Origin of the sequence: Halomonas sp. DP3Y7-2 (assembly GCF_019800795.1) — a bacterium.
Classification (GTDB): domain Bacteria; phylum Pseudomonadota; class Gammaproteobacteria; order Pseudomonadales; family Halomonadaceae; genus Halomonas; species Halomonas litopenaei_A.
Genome location: NZ_JAHVKJ010000002.1, coordinates 59,122 through 73,709, shown reverse-complemented (window position 1 = coordinate 73,709; position 14,588 = coordinate 59,122). Strand labels below are relative to the sequence as shown.

The 14,588-nt window shown below is 64.8% G+C and carries 14 protein-coding genes; all 14 read right to left on the bottom strand.

Features of this window, described 5'->3' with window-relative positions:
* Window positions 1-39: 39 nt before the first annotated feature.
* Genes KUV45_RS03580 through KUV45_RS03515 form a run of 14 tightly spaced genes read right to left on the bottom strand, consistent with a single transcriptional unit; the run spans window position 40 to window position 14,581 of the window.
* On the bottom strand, window positions 40-1,296 hold the full coding sequence (locus tag KUV45_RS03580) for a beta-ketoacyl-ACP synthase (RefSeq protein ID WP_206944037.1): 1,257 nt from the start codon (window positions 1,294-1,296) through the stop codon (window positions 40-42).
* Complete coding sequence (fabG, locus tag KUV45_RS03575; RefSeq protein ID WP_222164086.1) at window positions 1,296-2,021, bottom strand: 3-oxoacyl-ACP reductase FabG; 726 nt, start codon at window positions 2,019-2,021, stop codon at window positions 1,296-1,298. The genes KUV45_RS03580 and fabG overlap by 1 nt, the downstream gene beginning before the upstream one ends.
* The gene (locus tag KUV45_RS03570) at window positions 2,018-2,566 is read right to left on the bottom strand and encodes a hotdog family protein (protein ID WP_224852149.1); all 549 of its coding nucleotides are present in this window, start codon (window positions 2,564-2,566) and stop codon (window positions 2,018-2,020) included. Before KUV45_RS03570 ends, fabG begins: the two co-directional genes overlap by 4 nt.
* A complete protein-coding gene (locus KUV45_RS03565; RefSeq protein WP_222164085.1) occupies window positions 2,563-3,771 on the bottom strand; it encodes a beta-ketoacyl-ACP synthase in 1,209 nt (402 codons plus the stop codon). Before KUV45_RS03565 ends, KUV45_RS03570 begins: the two co-directional genes overlap by 4 nt.
* On the bottom strand, window positions 3,756-4,454 hold the full coding sequence (locus KUV45_RS03560) for a DUF3261 domain-containing protein (protein ID WP_224852148.1): 699 nt from the start codon (window positions 4,452-4,454) through the stop codon (window positions 3,756-3,758). The genes KUV45_RS03565 and KUV45_RS03560 overlap by 16 nt, the downstream gene beginning before the upstream one ends.
* On the bottom strand, window positions 4,451-5,704 hold the full coding sequence (locus KUV45_RS03555; RefSeq protein ID WP_224852147.1) for an NAD(P)/FAD-dependent oxidoreductase: 1,254 nt from the start codon (window positions 5,702-5,704) through the stop codon (window positions 4,451-4,453). The genes KUV45_RS03560 and KUV45_RS03555 overlap by 4 nt, the downstream gene beginning before the upstream one ends.
* Complete coding sequence (locus KUV45_RS03550) at window positions 5,688-8,042, bottom strand: MMPL family transporter (protein ID WP_222164084.1); 2,355 nt, start codon at window positions 8,040-8,042, stop codon at window positions 5,688-5,690. The genes KUV45_RS03555 and KUV45_RS03550 overlap by 17 nt, the downstream gene beginning before the upstream one ends.
* A complete protein-coding gene (locus tag KUV45_RS03545) occupies window positions 8,039-8,644 on the bottom strand; it encodes a LolA-related protein (RefSeq protein WP_222164083.1) in 606 nt (201 codons plus the stop codon). Before KUV45_RS03545 ends, KUV45_RS03550 begins: the two co-directional genes overlap by 4 nt.
* Entirely contained in the window at window positions 8,641-9,081 is a 441-nt protein-coding gene (locus tag KUV45_RS03540) for a thioesterase family protein (protein ID WP_206944032.1), read from the bottom strand. Before KUV45_RS03540 ends, KUV45_RS03545 begins: the two co-directional genes overlap by 4 nt.
* A complete protein-coding gene (gene hutH, locus KUV45_RS03535; RefSeq protein WP_222164082.1) occupies window positions 9,071-10,624 on the bottom strand; it encodes a histidine ammonia-lyase in 1,554 nt (517 codons plus the stop codon). Before hutH ends, KUV45_RS03540 begins: the two co-directional genes overlap by 11 nt.
* Window positions 10,608-11,564 carry a glycosyl transferase gene (locus KUV45_RS03530; protein WP_222164081.1) on the bottom strand — a complete coding sequence of 319 codons (957 nt, stop codon included), beginning with the start codon at window positions 11,562-11,564 and terminating at the stop codon, window positions 10,608-10,610. Before KUV45_RS03530 ends, hutH begins: the two co-directional genes overlap by 17 nt.
* Window positions 11,561-12,301 (bottom strand): glycosyltransferase family 2 protein, encoded by a 741-nt coding sequence (locus KUV45_RS03525; RefSeq protein WP_222164080.1) that lies wholly within the window; start codon window positions 12,299-12,301, stop codon window positions 11,561-11,563. Before KUV45_RS03525 ends, KUV45_RS03530 begins: the two co-directional genes overlap by 4 nt.
* A complete protein-coding gene (locus tag KUV45_RS03520) occupies window positions 12,294-14,042 on the bottom strand; it encodes an AMP-binding protein (protein WP_222164079.1) in 1,749 nt (582 codons plus the stop codon). Before KUV45_RS03520 ends, KUV45_RS03525 begins: the two co-directional genes overlap by 8 nt.
* A complete protein-coding gene (locus tag KUV45_RS03515; RefSeq protein WP_224852146.1) occupies window positions 14,039-14,581 on the bottom strand; it encodes a hypothetical protein in 543 nt (180 codons plus the stop codon). Before KUV45_RS03515 ends, KUV45_RS03520 begins: the two co-directional genes overlap by 4 nt.
* Window positions 14,582-14,588 lie beyond the last annotated feature (7 nt).

Below are 14,588 nucleotides of genomic sequence, written 5' to 3'. Positions count from 1 at the left end.
TTCTTCTGGGGAGGCCGTTGGCCCCGCGCGGTCGCGTCATTACCAGCGGCGGAAAATGAGCGACGTGTTGATGCCACCGAAGGCAAAGTTGTTGCTCATCACGTATTCACACTGCATATGCCTGCCCTCGCCACGCAGGTAGTCGAGCTCAGCACAGTCGGGGTCCGGATTCTCGAGATTGAGGGTGGGATGGAACCAGCCGTCGCGCATCATCTCGATGGCGACCCAGGCCTCCAGTGCGCCGCAGGCCCCCAGGGTGTGACCGGTGAAGCTCTTGAAGGCGCTGATCGGCTGGTGCTTGCCGAACACTGCCTGAGTCGCCTTGCTTTCGGCGACATCACCGCGATCGGTCGCGGTGCCATGTGCGCTGACGTAGCCGATATGGGAGGGGTCAAGCGCTGCATCGGCAAGCGCACCGCGAATAGCGCCTTCCATCATGCTGGCATCTGGTTGGGTAACATGGCGACCGTCGCTGTTGGTGCCAAAACCGACCACCTCAGCGTAGATATGGGCGCCACGGGCCAGGGCGTGTTCCAGGTCCTCAAGGATAAGGCTGCCGGCGCCTTCGCCGATGACCAGACCGTCGCGATCGCGGTCAAAGGGCCTCGGTGTTGCCTGCGGCGAATCGTTGCGGGTACTGGTGGCGAACAGGGTGTCGAACACCGCGGCTTCCGATGCGGAAAGTTCTTCGCAGCCACCTGCGATCATCGCCTTCTGGCGGCCGAAACGAATCGCTTCGTAGGCGTAGCCGATACCCTGGCTGCCCGAGGTGCAGGCGCTGGAGGTGGTATGAATGCGCCCGCGTACGCCGAGAAAGACCCCGATATTGACCGGCGCGGTGTGGGCCATCATGCGAATGTAGGAGTTGGCGTTGAGGCCGTCTGTGGACTTGTTGATCAGCATGTTGCCGAAATCGGCAACGGCATCTGGCTCACCGGCTGATGCGCCATAGGCGATTCCCATTTCGCCACTACCCAGCAACGGGCTGTCAGCAAGCCCCGCATCCTCCAGTGCCAGCTCGCTGGCGCGAGTGGCCATACGGGCCCCGCGTCCCATGCTGCGCAGGGCCTTGCGATGATAGTGCGCAGGCAAGTCGAAGGTTTCCACCGGGGCACCCAGACGGGTGTTGAGTCCTTCATAGACGGCCCACTCGGGCAGATGACGGATGCCATTTTCGCCGCGCAGCAGGCGTGCCTTGATGGTTTCCCAATCGTTGCCGACTGGCGAGAAGCCGGCCATGCCGGTCACTGCCACGCGACGCCCCAGGCCGTCGGCGCGATGTCCGTGATGATGCATCAGCATAGCCCCCCGTTGACGCCGATCACCTGGCGAGTGATGTAGCCTGCGTCCTCGGAGCACAGGAAGCTCACGGCGGCAGCCACCTCTTCGACTCGCCCTGTTCGGCGCATCGGTATCGCCTTCATCGCCTCGTCACTTGCCAGGTCTTCTGTCATGTCAGTGTCGATCAATCCAGGTGCCACCGCATTGACCGTGATCCTGCGTTTGGCCAGTTCGACGGCCAGCGCTTTCACTGCGCCAATCAGTCCGGCCTTGGCCGCGCTGTAGTTGACCTGCCCGCGGTTGCCCATGACCCCGGAGACCGAGGACATGACCACAATACGGCCAGGCTTGCGCCGACGTATCATTGGCATGCTGACCGGTTTGATCACGTTGTAGAAGCCGTTGAGGCCAGTATCGATGACGCTGTCCCAGTCATTGTCGGTCAGTGCCGGAAAGGCGCCATCGGCCGTGATGCCAGCGTTCAGTACCACGCCGTAGTAGGCACCATGGGTCTCCATGTCATGTTCCAGCGCCGCCCGAGTGGCCGCGCGGTCGGTAACGTCGAAGCACAGTACCCGTGCCTGTCGGCCCTGGCGGCGGATGAGCTCGGCGACGTCTTCGGCGGCATCTTGGCGGCTGCGGCAATGAACCACGATATCGAAACCATCCCGGGCAAGTCGCAGAGCGATGGCGCGGCCGATGCCCCGGCTGGAACCGGTGACGAGCAGGGTATCGGTCATGGCGTGGCGTCCTCGAACATGGCTGACAGAGCGTCGGCGCTGTCAGGCTGAAAGACATTCAGGGTGGCGCTGGCCAGCGTCAGGCCAGTGGCCCCGCTGAGTTCGCCGCGAAAGGCACCGAGACCATTGTCGGCGCGATAGTCGAGCACGATCTTGACGGTGACCGGGAGATCGAAGCAGAAGTGCTCGACGTCGCAATGGTAGTGTCGGGAGCCAAGCAAAAAGCCGATTCGCGGCGTGTCTCCGTGTTGTCTTGCGGCCTGGCCGGACCAGGCCGCAATCGCTTGGGCCAGCCACTCCAGGCCCACCCAGCCAGGAATACCCTGGTCGTCGGCAAAAGGATCGTGACGCCGTGGAGTGACGCTGGCCACCAGGTGCTCCTCGCCGATCTCCACAACCTGGTCGAGCAGACACATGCTGGCCTGGTGAGGCACCAGCTCGGCGATCGGCGGAAAGCGCTCCTCAGCCACGTCAAGGTCAGTGGCCTGCTCGGGAGTGGCCTTCGATGACATGCCGGTAGCCTCGGCACAAGGGGGGAGTGTCATGACGTACGCTCCATCACGAGAGAAATATTGTTGCCGCCAAAGGCGAAGGCGTTGGATAGCGTGCGGCGAACCCGGGTGTGAGCGGATGGCAGTGCCTGGCATAGCGCTAGCTGCGGCAGCGTCGGATCGGCGGCATCCAGGTGAGGCGGGCACCGGTCATGCTGCATGGCGAGCCAGCAGAAGGCCGCTTCGAGAGCGCCGCAAGCGCCCAGGGTGTGGCCGGTCAGGCTCTTGGTCGAGCCACAGGCAACCCCTGCGGGAAAGGCCTGGCTCACGGCGCGTGACTCCATGGCATCGTTCTGTCGGGTCGCGGTGCCATGGAGGTTCAGATAGTCGATGTCGGCCGGTGTGAGGCCTGCCATCTCCAGAGCGGCTTGCATGGCATTCAGGGCTCCCTCACCGTCGGGCCGCGGCGCAGAAATGTGGTGGGCATCGCTGGTTTCCCCGTAGCCACTGAGCTGGATGCCACCCGGCTCGCCGCTGACCAGGAACAGCGCAGCCCCCTCGCCCAGGTTGATGCCGTCACGCTGCTCCGCGAAGGGCTGGCAGGGTTGGTTGCTGACCGCCTCAAGGGCAGAAAATCCGTTTACGGTAAGGCCGCATAAACTGTCGGCGCCACCTGCGATGACGACATCACAAAGCCCCGCCTTGAGCATCCGCCTGGCGCTGGTCAGGGCCTTGGCACTGGAGGTGCAGGCGGTCGAGAGGGTGTAGGCAGTGACGACAGTGACGTTTGGCCGAGCGTTGGCGATACGCCAGGCCAGGAAGTCGGACGGAGCGCCGATCTCGTGGCGAGCGTAGTGAAAGTCTTCAGGCCAGTGGCCCGTTTCAGCGCGCTGTGCGACCGCGCGTTCGGTTTCGCCGATGCCTGAGGTGCTGGTGCCCAGCACGATACCCAGGCGCGCCTGTGGATGTGTCTCCAGATAGGCGTCCAGCAGCGGGATGAGTCGCTCGAAGGCGGCGTCCAGCAAGCGGTTGTTGCGCGAACGGTGGCGCGCTGGCCAGTCACTATCATCCGGCAGGGGGGACGTCACGGCGCCCAGCCATAGTGGGCGTCCGGGGCTGTGCTCATCACTGAGCACAAGGCCACGGGTGCCGCTGAACAGCCGCGAGGCGATGGTCTCAAGGTCATCCCCTAGCGGGCAGACCAGTGCCGGCGCATTGAGTCGGCAGAATGTCTGCGTGGGTGTCACGTCGAGGGGCATGGTAAATCAGTCGCTGCACGGTGGTTGATTGTTGTGTCGGGAGTGCGGGTAGCGGGAGCCGGTGAGGATCCCAGCCTCGAGACACTAAGCCAGTAGTTGGCCTCGATATCATGAATCACATGGCAGGCTGGCGTCATCTTGACGCCAACGACCAACTGATTTCGAAAATAGATGCTGCGTGCATTGTCCTGCTGAACCAGCGACCAGTCACTACCTGCAAAGGCCTCGTGCAGTCGCTGTTCCGGCCACAGGCTAAAGCTCAGGCGACTGGCCAGCCAGTCGGCGCTGAACGGCGGGGTAAAGACGGCTCCTGGTGCAAAGCGCGCCCCTTCGGCGTCCTGCGTCAGGGTCAGCAGTCGCTGGCCTTGCAGGCTAAGCAGGGCCAGCTGCAACTGCCGATGATCATGGCGTAGTACCCCGATAAGCTCTCGACGCTCACCCTGATGCACGAACGTCAGTCGCTGGGTCTGAGCGCTGACCGGTTCCAGACCGTCGAGACTCGGCATGGGCGCTATGCCGGGGCCCTGCGCGCAGCCGCCCAGCAGTGACAGCAGTCCCAGGGCAGCAACAAGACCCAAGCGTTCCAGCGCCGCGCGCAGTCTCTTGCGCTCGGCGACGGGGGGCCGCTTGCTCGGGCAACAGGCTTGCCTTGCGCGGGGTGTGGGTACCATCGTCAGGCTCACGGTATCGCCGCCTCGCTGTCCAGCTTGCAGCGTTCGGCAAGACTCGTGAGGCGTCGGCGACTGGCGGCCACGAAGGGGTTGTCAGTATCCCACGCGTAACCGGCCAGGACCGAGGCAATCATCTGGCGGACCCGAGGCTGCTGGTCGGGATGGAAGATGACGCGAGGCAAGCGGCCGTCGTACCAGGCGTCGACGAACTCGCGGAAGGTGGCAACCCCCTGGCGCAAGGGGTGTTCAAACTCACGCTGCCAGTCGATCGTCTCGCCCTCCAGCTGGCGTGCGACAAGGGGTGCCGCGCGCAGGGCGGAGTCCAGGGCGATGGTGACACCGGAAGAAAACACCGGGTCGAGAAACTCCCCCGCGTTGCCAAGAATGGCAAAGCCCGGACCGTGCAGGCGGCGAATGTCGGCGGAGTAGCCGCTGATTCGCTGGACCTCGCGTGTGGCGGTTGCTGCCTTGAGCAGCCGCGCGTAGCGGGGCTCCTGTGCCAGCATCGACCACAGTCGCTGCTCGTCGTTGTCACCTGCCTGTGCAAGCTGTTCAGGACTTGCGACGACGCCGACCGATGCGCGTCCATCACGAAACGGTATCAGCCAGTACCAGACTCCAGCGTGTTCGGGGTGAACGCCAATCAGGATCTTCTCACGGTCGTGGAGCGCCGGATCAATATGGTCCTCGACGTGGGTAAACAAGGCGCAGCGCGGGGGGAGGTCGGATGGGCGATCCAGCGCCTCGAGACGTGCCAGCACACGGCCATAGCCGCTGGCATCGAGCACAAAGCGGGCATCCACGTCGAAAGATTGACCGCTGTCGTCGACGCAGCTCAGCCGTGGCCTGATCGCATCCGCGTGAAAGCCAGTGACGCTGACACCGAAGTCAACCCGGGCCCCTGCGGCTTGGGCACCCTCGATCAGGCGCCGGTCGAAGTCTTCCCGCGGCACTTGCCAGGTAGTGCCAGGCCCTTGACTGAACTTGTCCCGGAAGTCGATGGCGGCATAGTCCTCACCACGACAGAAGGCGGCACCATTCTTGGCTTGATAGGCACCCGCCTTGGCGGCGTCGAGCAGACCGCAGCGGTCCAGGTGAACCATGCACTGGGGCAGCAGGCTCTCGCCGATCACGAAACGCGGAAAATGGGTGCGCTCCAGCACCCTGACCGAATAGCCCTTGCGAGCCAGCCAGGCGGCCGCTGCCGCACCGGAGGGTCCAGCACCGATGATGGCGATGTCGGTTTCAGGTCGTTCTTCCATGGGATGCGTTCTCCGGTTCGTGGGCGTCGCCTCCTGCGACACCATGATGAAAGGCATCGTCGGCGCGTGTTCTTGCGCCTCGGGCCAGGGGGACCAGGCACCAGGCGGCGATCAGTCCAATCAGGCAGGTCTGCCCGAGAAAATGCAGGGCTGGCGTTGCACTGAATGCCAGCAAGCCAAAGGCCAGGAGACTCGAGGCGCAGGACAGGCTGATGGCTAACCAGGCGCCAGGATCCTCTCGGTGTTCAGTGCTGAAGATTCCCGCATCCAGCCCGATCCCGAGCACCAGCAGTAGTCCCAGCAGGTGGAACAGCGTCAGCGGTGTCTGGTGCAGCGCAAAGATTCCCAGGGTGATCAACACTGCGCCCACGGGGGGCAGCAGGGCGCGCCAGACGTTGCGGCGATAGCGTACGCCGAACACCAGTATCAGCAGCGCCAGCGCCACTGCCAGCCAGCCCACCAGCTCGGCGCTGAGCAAGGCGAGCTGCTGCGAGAGTGCGGCGACACGATCGCGGTAGATCACGTCCTCTGCCTCGGCGAGCTGGTGCAGAGCGGCGGTCGCACTGGCATCGACATCACCCAGCATGATCAGCGCGGCGGGTGAGTCGAGACCGTCGAGCCAGAGTGCACGGTCGGCTTCTCCGGCGGAAGTTGCCAGCCAGGCGCTGGGCGTCAGGATGGGCACGTCGTCCAGGCGTTGGCGTACTCGATCCTGGAGCGCGCCCGGTAATCCGGCCGCGGTCAGCAGTTCTGGCAAGGCCTCGGCATAGCGCTCTTGCACCTGGGCCAGGGCGTTGTCCTGAGCGCTAGCCGGGGGCACTGTCTGGGCAAGATGGCGGAAAGACGACAGGTGGCCCTGCCGCTGCAGCCTGGCGAGCGGTTCGCTGAGTTGGTCCAGGCGCGTCAGCAGTGCGTCGGTCGAGGTGGCGGTGACGAGCAGATAGCGGAAGCTGGCGGGACGCTCAAGCAGAGCTTGTACGCACTGCTGCTCGTTGATCAACGCTGCCGGTGACGGGTTGAGCTGTCGCAGGTCATGACTGGTGCTGCCCCTGGTCAGCGCTAGTGCGGCGGCAGCTGCCAGCAGCAGCACCAGCAATAGATACTTCCAGCGGGAGTGGGTACGCGGGCGCCACCGGTCAAGTCGCAGGGCGATGGCCGCGGTGGCCGGATGCGGCTGGACCGGGACACAGGGGAGCCACAGGCGCACGCTCAGCCAGGCGCCGATGAGTCCCAAGGCGGTGAAGGTGGCCATCTGGCGCAGGCCCGGCAACGGGGTGGCCAGTTGTACCAGATAAGCGCATAGGCTGGAGCCCAGGCCCAGCGCGAGTCCTGGCCAGAGCTGGCGTAACGGACGCTGAGGGTTGAGCTGGCGGGCGCACTGCAGGTGCAAGGCGTAGTCGACGGAAAGCCCGATCAGGCTGGCACCGAAGGCCAGGGTGATCAGGTTGAGTGTATTGAAGATCAGCCAGGTCAGGGCGCTGGCAAAGAGCAGTCCGGTGGCCACCGGCAGCAGCAGCAGGGCAATCGCTCGGGGCCGCCGAAAGACCAGTGCCAGCAGCGCCAGGATGCCGAGCAGCGAACCGAGGCCGATGGTCGCGATCTCCTGACTGGCCTGCTGGGCGCCGGCGGCGGCGTGAAACACCAGACCCGCTCGCAGGATGGTCAGCTCGGGGTGTGCCTGGTGAGCACCTTCGAGCACTGCAGCCAGGCGGTGCTGTAGATCCATGGCGTAGGGGCTGTCCGTCAAGGTACCACTGATCAGGCTCCATTCGGCCTGGTCGGTGATCACCACCGGGCCTCCGGGGCGCCAGCTGACCGGGCCCTGGAAACGGGACTGCAGCCAGGCGTCGAGCAAGCCGAATGGGTCCTGCGCCAGATTGGCGTCGAGGCCTGGAGTGAAGAGCCGCGTGAGGCCGCGCTGACGCCACGCTTCGGCGTCAGCATCGGCCAGGGCGTCAGCCAGCAGTCGATAGCGGTAGGCTGACAGGCTTTGGTCGGGCCTTGGTGGCGATTGGCTATCGAGGGTCGCGACGATGCCGCTATCCGTCAGTGCGTGGCGAAGCTGCTCGACAGCCGTCGCCTGCGCCGCCGGCGACGAGCCGTTCACCAGCAGCACGAAACGTCGCTCGAAGATGGTGGAGAGACGCTGGTCGGCCGCACTGATCAGCTGTCCTTGCGGTGAATCAGGCAGCAGTGCGGTAATGCGCGTATCCAGCGCTCCCCCTCGCAGTACCTGCAGCGCCAGCAGGATGACGCAGGCCAGCAGGACCAGTCCCCAGCCCCTGCGCAGCAGTGCGGCGGCGCTGAGGCCCTGGGAAGGGGCGCGCGAAGTGCTCATGCTCCGGGTGCTCGCGGCGGGCAGGGTAGCGGCGACAGGGCCAGGCTGAGGCGGTCTCCGTCGGTGAAGCGAACCTCCAGTGAGGACACCAGCTCGTCGCCCTTCAGCGCTATGGACTCAAGGCGCTCCGCGATGGCGGCGTCCTTGGGTGACAAGGTGGCCTGCCAGGCGTCGAGGCGCCCGGACAGCGTCACGCTGAAGTGTTGCTCCAGGGCTGTCCAGTTACCGTCAAAAAGGCCTGTCAGGACGGGCAGCAGGGCCTTCATGCCCGTCGCCAGGTCCGGGTTTTCGGCAGATAGCACCAGCCTGTCCTGAATCGGTGTCAGTGTCTGCCAGACCAGCCCCGTTGACTGGCGACGGAAATAACCGGTGCTCGGTAGCTCCGTCTCAAGATCAGCCATCCAGCGTCGCTGATCAAAGCTGACGCAGGCGGGCGGGTCCTGGCTCAAATGGCGGCTGAGCTGCGTCAGGTCGGGTGGCGCAGCGATCGCGCTGGCGCTGGTTGCAAACATCAGTACCGCCAGGCGGGACGTCGCTTTAGCCCACGCTATGCCAGCCAGGAACCTGCCACCATGGGGTTCGGCCTGGGTCTTTCGGTTCATGACTGTGCCTCTTGCCAGGCAAGGATCCGCTCGCTCAGAACGGGCGGTGACGCCAGGCGCATTTCGCCATCGCCAAGCCCTACCGCGACCTGCACTGACCAGGCTCGGGTCAGGCGTTTGGCGGTCTCGGCGCAGCGAATGGTGTAGTCGATCTTGAGACGATGTTCCCACTCGCTGAGTCGAGCCTCGACGTTCAGGTGTTGACCGAAGCGTGCCGGGGCGGCGTAGCGCAGCCTCAGATCGATGATGGGCCAGGCGAAGCCGGACGCCTTCATCTGCGGGTAGTTGTAGTCGATGGCGTCGAGCAGACGGCAGCGGGCAATCTCGAGATAGCGCACATAGTGCCCGTGCCAGGCGACCTCCATCATGTCGACGTCGTGGAACGGGACCTCAAGGGCCACACTGGCCCTGGGCAGGGGGCGAGCATCAGGCGTCATACAGGCTCCAATGGCGGCGGCGTATCAGCGTGCACAGATGGTTGAGGTCGCTGTCCAGGGCGCGGTCCTCCTCCAGCGGTGCGATATCACGGCGCAGTTCATCCAGGAAAGCCGACAGCCGCTCCGGGATGGCGCTGGCGTTGCCAACACGACTGCGTAGCTCGACTCCCTGTGCTGCTGCATGCAGGGTCGCAGCGGCGACCTGTTCCACCAGGGTCAGGATGCGCAGTGCATCCCGGGCAGCGATGGTGCCCATGCTGACCTTGTCCTGATTGTGGCACTCGGTGGAGCGTGAAAAGACGCTGGCGGGCATAGTCAGCTTGAGCGCTTCAGCGGTCCAGGCCGAGGCACCTATCTGTACGGCCTTGTAGCCATGATTGAGGGCCAGCCTTGAGGCGCTGGCGCCGCTCAGGTTGCTCGGCAGACCGTGGTTGTAGCGGCTGTCCACCAGCAGGGCCAGCTGGCGATCAAGAAGGTCGGCAAGGTTAGCGGTGGCCTGCTTCAGGCTGTCCATGACAAAGGCCACGTGGCCACCGTAGAAATGCCCCCCGTGCATGACCTTTCCGACACTGGCGTCGACAAGCGGGTTGTCGTTGGCGCTGTTCAATTCATTGGTCAGGAACTGGCGCCACCAGGGCAGGGCATCCTCGACCACGCCGATCACATGGGGCGCGCAGCGGGTCGAGTAGCGATCCTGCAGGCGCGGTGAGTTTCGTGGTGTGCGCGGTGCATGCAGATCCAGGCGCAGCCTTGCGGCCACCTCCTGCTGGCCTGGGTGCGGCTTGGCCGCGAACAGGTCGGCGTCGAAGTGATAGGGATTGCCGTCCAGTGCCTGGACCGATAACGCGGTAATGCGTGTCGAGAGTTGCGCCAGATAGGCGCAACGGGCGAAGGCCAGGCACCCCAGGGCGGTCATGACCGCCGTGCCATTCATCAGCGCCAGGCCTTCCTTGGGCTTGAGCCGATAAGGGGCCAGTCCACGCTCGGCAAGGGCCTCGGCGGCGGGACGCTGGACGCCGTTGTCGATGACCTCGCGCTCGCCGCACAGTACCGCCGCCAAGTAAGACAGCGGTGTCAGGTCGCCGCTGGCGCCGACGGAGCCCTCCTCGGGAATCAGCGGAAGCACATCATGTTCCAGCAACCATGAGAGGCGCTCCAGCAGCTCGACACTGACTCCCGACACGCCCTGGCAAAGGGATACCAGTCGCACCAGTACCACGGCCCTGGCCGCCTCGGCATCGAGTGTCTGGCCCATGCCGCAGCCATGAAAGGTATACAGCTGGCGCGGCAAGTCATCGATGTCGTCGTGGGCCACCGGCCGGGTGCAGGCGTCGCCGTAGCCGGTGGTGACGCCGTAGACCACACCGTCTTCCTCCAGCAGTTGCGCAAGAAAACGCTGGCCACGTTCGATGCGGGCGCGAAATTCAGGGCACGGCGACAGCACGATGCCACGGCGGCGCTGAGCGACGGCGAGAACATCTTCCAGCGTCAGGGCTGCGCCATCCAGGACCAAGGGGGCAGTCGACTCAGCGGGGTGGGACATGGTCATTGGTCTCGTCGGCAGTCCAGAAAGGGAAAAAGTTGAACCATTGCAACGGATGGCGTTGGACGCGCCAGGCCAGGTCGCTGCAGTGGCGCTGCATGGCGGCAGAAATCCAGGCGGCACGCTCTCGACGTCCCACCTGGCTGGCATCGTCGAGCAGATCGAAATCGACCAGGAAACCGTCGCTCTGGCGCACGCAGGCTAGCCGGTAGACCCGGCAGCGGAGCAGGCTGGCGAGCAGGAAGGGGCCTTCCGGGAAAGGCGCCTTGGCATCGAGAAAGTCGAGCTCACGGGTACGCCCCTGGCGGGGCGGAACACGGTCGGCTGCGATGACCACAAAGCCCCCTGCACGGATACGTGCATCCAGACGCTGAGCGCTGGACGGCGAAATCTCGTTGACCTCAAGAATCTCGGGTCGGCGTCGTCCGGTGGCGCGCTCCAGCAGCGCATTGAACTTGCGGGCGTTGGGCGTGTGCATGATAACGATCAGGTCCAGCGCCGGATGGCATTCGCTCAAGGCGTTGACGATATCGAGATTGCCGTGGTGAGCGACCACGATGAGCCCGCCCTGTCCTTCATCGACCGCTTTGGTGAAGTGGCTGACGCCGGCCCCCGAGAGCCTTGACGGAGGATACTCGCCGTTCCAGGCGGCGACCTTGTCCATCAGCGAGCGGCCAAAGCACAGGAAATGCCGAACACTGCGTGCCCGCAGTCGCACAGGGTGTCCTGCCAAGTGGGGATCAAGGCGTGAGAGATAGTCCTGGGAGGCTCGCCTGGCCGTGCGGTGCGTCAGGTAGTACCACAGGATGATCGGCCACAGCAGGAGCTGAAAGGGCCAGTCGCCGAAGCGTCTGAGCCACACCATGAACAGCATTCCGCCCAGGGTGCCGCGCTCGCCAATGGTGGCCCAGTGGCGCTGGCGCTTGATGGCGCGGCTCATGGCTGCCTCCAATGACGTCGCAGCAGGCGTGGCAGGCGTGGCCACATGGCCAAGAACAGGCGGGCGTGCATCAGACTGATCTGGGTGTTGTCACGCCATACCGCGAAGTGGCTGACGCCCTGCTCGGGATAGTGCACCCGCACGGGTAGATTGGCGAGCTCGCCCCCTGCCCAGTACCAGCGTACGAGTACCTCGGTATCGAAGGTCATGCGATTGCCGCAAGGGTGGCGGCGCAACAGCGAGTTGACCTGTGTGACCGGGTAGAGGCGGACCCCGCACATGGAGTCACGAATGTGGCGTGACAGGGTGTTGATCCAGACCCACACATGGGTGGCGTAACGGCCGTAGCGACGAGCCTTGGGCACGCTTTCGTCATAGCAGGCGTATCCTGCCAGCAGTCGGCGAGGCGACTGGTACATGGCATCGAGGAAGGCAGGGATATCCGCTGGGTGATGCTGGCCGTCGGCATCGACTTGCAATGCGTGGGTATAGCCCAGACGCTCGGCTTCGATGAGGCCGCTGCGCACCGCCGCGCCCTTGCCACGGTTGTCGGCATGGGTCACCAGCGTGTGGCCCAGGGATGCCAGGCGCTCGAGCTCGCGGCGACATCCTGCATCACTACCGTCATCGACCAGAATGATCGGCAGCTCGTGGCGGGCGAGTCGCTCTACCACTCCGGCGACGGTGTCCGGGTGGTTGTAGACCGGTATCAGGGCGCAGGGGCGAAGCTCACTCATCCCGAGCCTCCAGGCGAACCCTGCCTGAGGCGTGGCGCCCCTGTGCCGAGTCGTAGGTAAAGCCGATACCGTCGGCGCGACGTTGGAGGCTGAGCGTCAGGCGCTGGCCGGGGCGCACGACCTTCTGGAACTTGAGGCGGTCCACGCCGCGAAACCGGCCCAGGTCGGAAAATACCTCACGGGCATGCTGAATAGCCCATTGCACCAGCACCACTCCTGGCACCAGGGGAAAGCCTTCGAAGTGGCCTTCCAGATAGCGCAGTCGCTCCGGTACCTCAAGGGTCAGATGCCATTGTGTATCCTGGCCTTGAGCCCCCAGCCAGCGGGGCTGACGGTCATCAGTGAGGTCGTCGAAGAAGCGGCGCAGGGCGGCTTGATCATGCTTGCCTTGAGGATTGAGCGGCAGCGCCTCGACGAAGCGCCAGTAGCGGGGCATGGCCGATGGTTCGAGCGCTGCGCCAAGGTGTTCACGCAATGATGCGATCAAGCGCCGGCGTGGTTCATGCTCCTGTGGCAGGGCGTCGCCAGCCATGGCGACCACCACACCAAGGCGGCCATCGCGCAGGTCGAGGTCCACGCACCGAGCATCATCAACGTGCTGAAGCTCGCACAAGCGCTGTTCCAGTGCCGTCAGCGATATGCGCTTGCCGCCGACCTTGGCCAGCCGGTCGCGACGTCCCAGCAGGCGGAAGCCCTCGCCGTCACGTTCGACGCGGTCGGCTTGTTCCCACCATTGGTCAGGGTGGGGGAGAAAGGGTGAGCGCAGACGAAGGGTGCTGTCATCGAGATCCAGCTCGATGCCGGGAAATGGCCGCCAGGCGTCCTGTCGCGACTGCTGGCGATAGGCGATGCCGCCGGTCTCGGTGCTGCCGTAGATCTCGATGACCGGGGCGTTCAGCAGCTGCTCGCAGCGCATGGCGTCCGTAAGCGCCAGGGGGGCGCCAGAGCTGAAGACGTCGGTGATGCGCTGGTGCTCCAGGGCCAGATGCTGGGGCAGCCGCGATAGCTGAGCGGGACTGGTGACCAAGCGGTTGGTCAGTCCGATATGTGAGGACTCGCTCGCTCGCTGGGCCATCACCTCGGGATAGCGACTGTCATTGCCACAGAAGGGGACGTTGTGACAGAGCGGCGACAGGATACCGGTCAACAAGCCATAGATATGCTGATGGCTTACCTGGCTGATCACGGCGCGACCGGTCAGGGGCCATAGGCTGGCATGACGGCTTAGTTCCTCGTCCAGTTGACGGAAGGACTTCGCCACAAGGCTGGGCTGCCCCGTCGAGCCGGAGGTACATAGCACCACCGCTTCACCCTCGAGGGGAAGGCCGGCGTCGGGGGGCGATAGCGCCACGTGCGAGGTCGCTGCAGTGTTGTCCTGGGTGCCCGCCACGGTGGGTGTAGCGGTAGGTGCAGAGGGTATGCGGCCAACCACCAGAGGCAACAGGCGTTCCAGGGTCGCTGGTCGATCATCGCCAGGCAGCAGGGCGCTTTGCCCACTTTCCCACAATGCCAGCAGAGCGGCGGTGAAGGTACCAGGGTCCGTGGCGAACAACAGCCAGCGTCCTTTCGGCCTTGGCTCAAGCCAGGTTCGCCATGCATCGATGGAAGGTCCAAGCGTCTGCGCGTGACACCAGGCGTCCGTCAGCGCGCCATTGCTCTGCACGGGCTGTCGCCAAGGGCGTTGCGTCAGGCCGAGATAATCGCTCCCAGCGCGGATAGCGTGGGTAGAAAAGGGGGTCATGGAGGGGGGCTCCGCAGCCGGCGTCGGCAAAGCCACTCACCGGCAAACATCAGGGCGATCAGGACATAGCTGATGACGCCGTTGTACAGGGTCCAGACGTCCAGGTCTGCATAGGCTGCCGTCCAGGCAGCGATGGTGCCGTTGACCACAAAGAACAGGCACCAGACTTGCGTCACGACTCGGGTATAGCGCACGCCGGCCGGCGGTAGATTCGGCTCCTGCAATCTGGCCAAGCGTTCTACCACAGGCACGCCGCGCCACAGGCTGAGGGCAAAGGTGGCCAGCAGCACTGCATTGACGGCGACGGGGTAGCCACGTACGCCCAGTTCGGCGTCCACGGTCAGCCCCAGGGCCAGCAGCGTCAGGGCGGCGATGGCTGCCAGGCCACGAGCCTGAGGCAGCCGCCAGGCGACCAGTGCACAGCCGGTCAACAGCAGCGGCCAAGGGCCGAGGATCCCAGACAGCCCCCACACCGCGAACGGCCAGGCCAGCGATAGCCCGATCGTCACCGCCTTGGCGGAAACCGTACGCGTACGCAACGCTGAC

Excerpts from the sequence above, each read along its gene's own strand:
- KUV45_RS03545 (WP_222164083.1), bottom strand. The coding sequence starts at position 8,644 with ATGAACCGAAAGACCCAGGCCGAACCCCATGGTGGCAGGTTCCTGGCT.
- KUV45_RS03525 (WP_222164080.1), bottom strand. The coding sequence starts at position 12,301 with ATGAGTGAGCTTCGCCCCTGCGCCCTGATACCGGTCTACAACCACCCG.
- KUV45_RS03555 (WP_224852147.1), bottom strand. The coding sequence starts at position 5,704 with ATGGAAGAACGACCTGAAACCGACATCGCCATCATCGGTGCTGGACCC.
- KUV45_RS03540 (WP_206944032.1), bottom strand. The coding sequence starts at position 9,081 with ATGACGCCTGATGCTCGCCCCCTGCCCAGGGCCAGTGTGGCCCTTGAG.
- fabG (WP_222164086.1), bottom strand. The coding sequence starts at position 2,021 with ATGACCGATACCCTGCTCGTCACCGGTTCCAGCCGGGGCATCGGCCGC.
- KUV45_RS03580 (WP_206944037.1), bottom strand. The coding sequence starts at position 1,296 with ATGCATCATCACGGACATCGCGCCGACGGCCTGGGGCGTCGCGTGGCA.
- KUV45_RS03520 (WP_222164079.1), bottom strand. The coding sequence starts at position 14,042 with ATGACCCCCTTTTCTACCCACGCTATCCGCGCTGGGAGCGATTATCTC.
- KUV45_RS03565 (WP_222164085.1), bottom strand. The coding sequence starts at position 3,771 with ATGCCCCTCGACGTGACACCCACGCAGACATTCTGCCGACTCAATGCG.
- KUV45_RS03570 (WP_224852149.1), bottom strand. The coding sequence starts at position 2,566 with ATGACACTCCCCCCTTGTGCCGAGGCTACCGGCATGTCATCGAAGGCC.
- KUV45_RS03550 (WP_222164084.1), bottom strand. The coding sequence starts at position 8,042 with ATGAGCACTTCGCGCGCCCCTTCCCAGGGCCTCAGCGCCGCCGCACTG.
- KUV45_RS03530 (WP_222164081.1), bottom strand. The coding sequence starts at position 11,564 with ATGAGCCGCGCCATCAAGCGCCAGCGCCACTGGGCCACCATTGGCGAG.
- hutH (WP_222164082.1), bottom strand. The coding sequence starts at position 10,624 with ATGTCCCACCCCGCTGAGTCGACTGCCCCCTTGGTCCTGGATGGCGCA.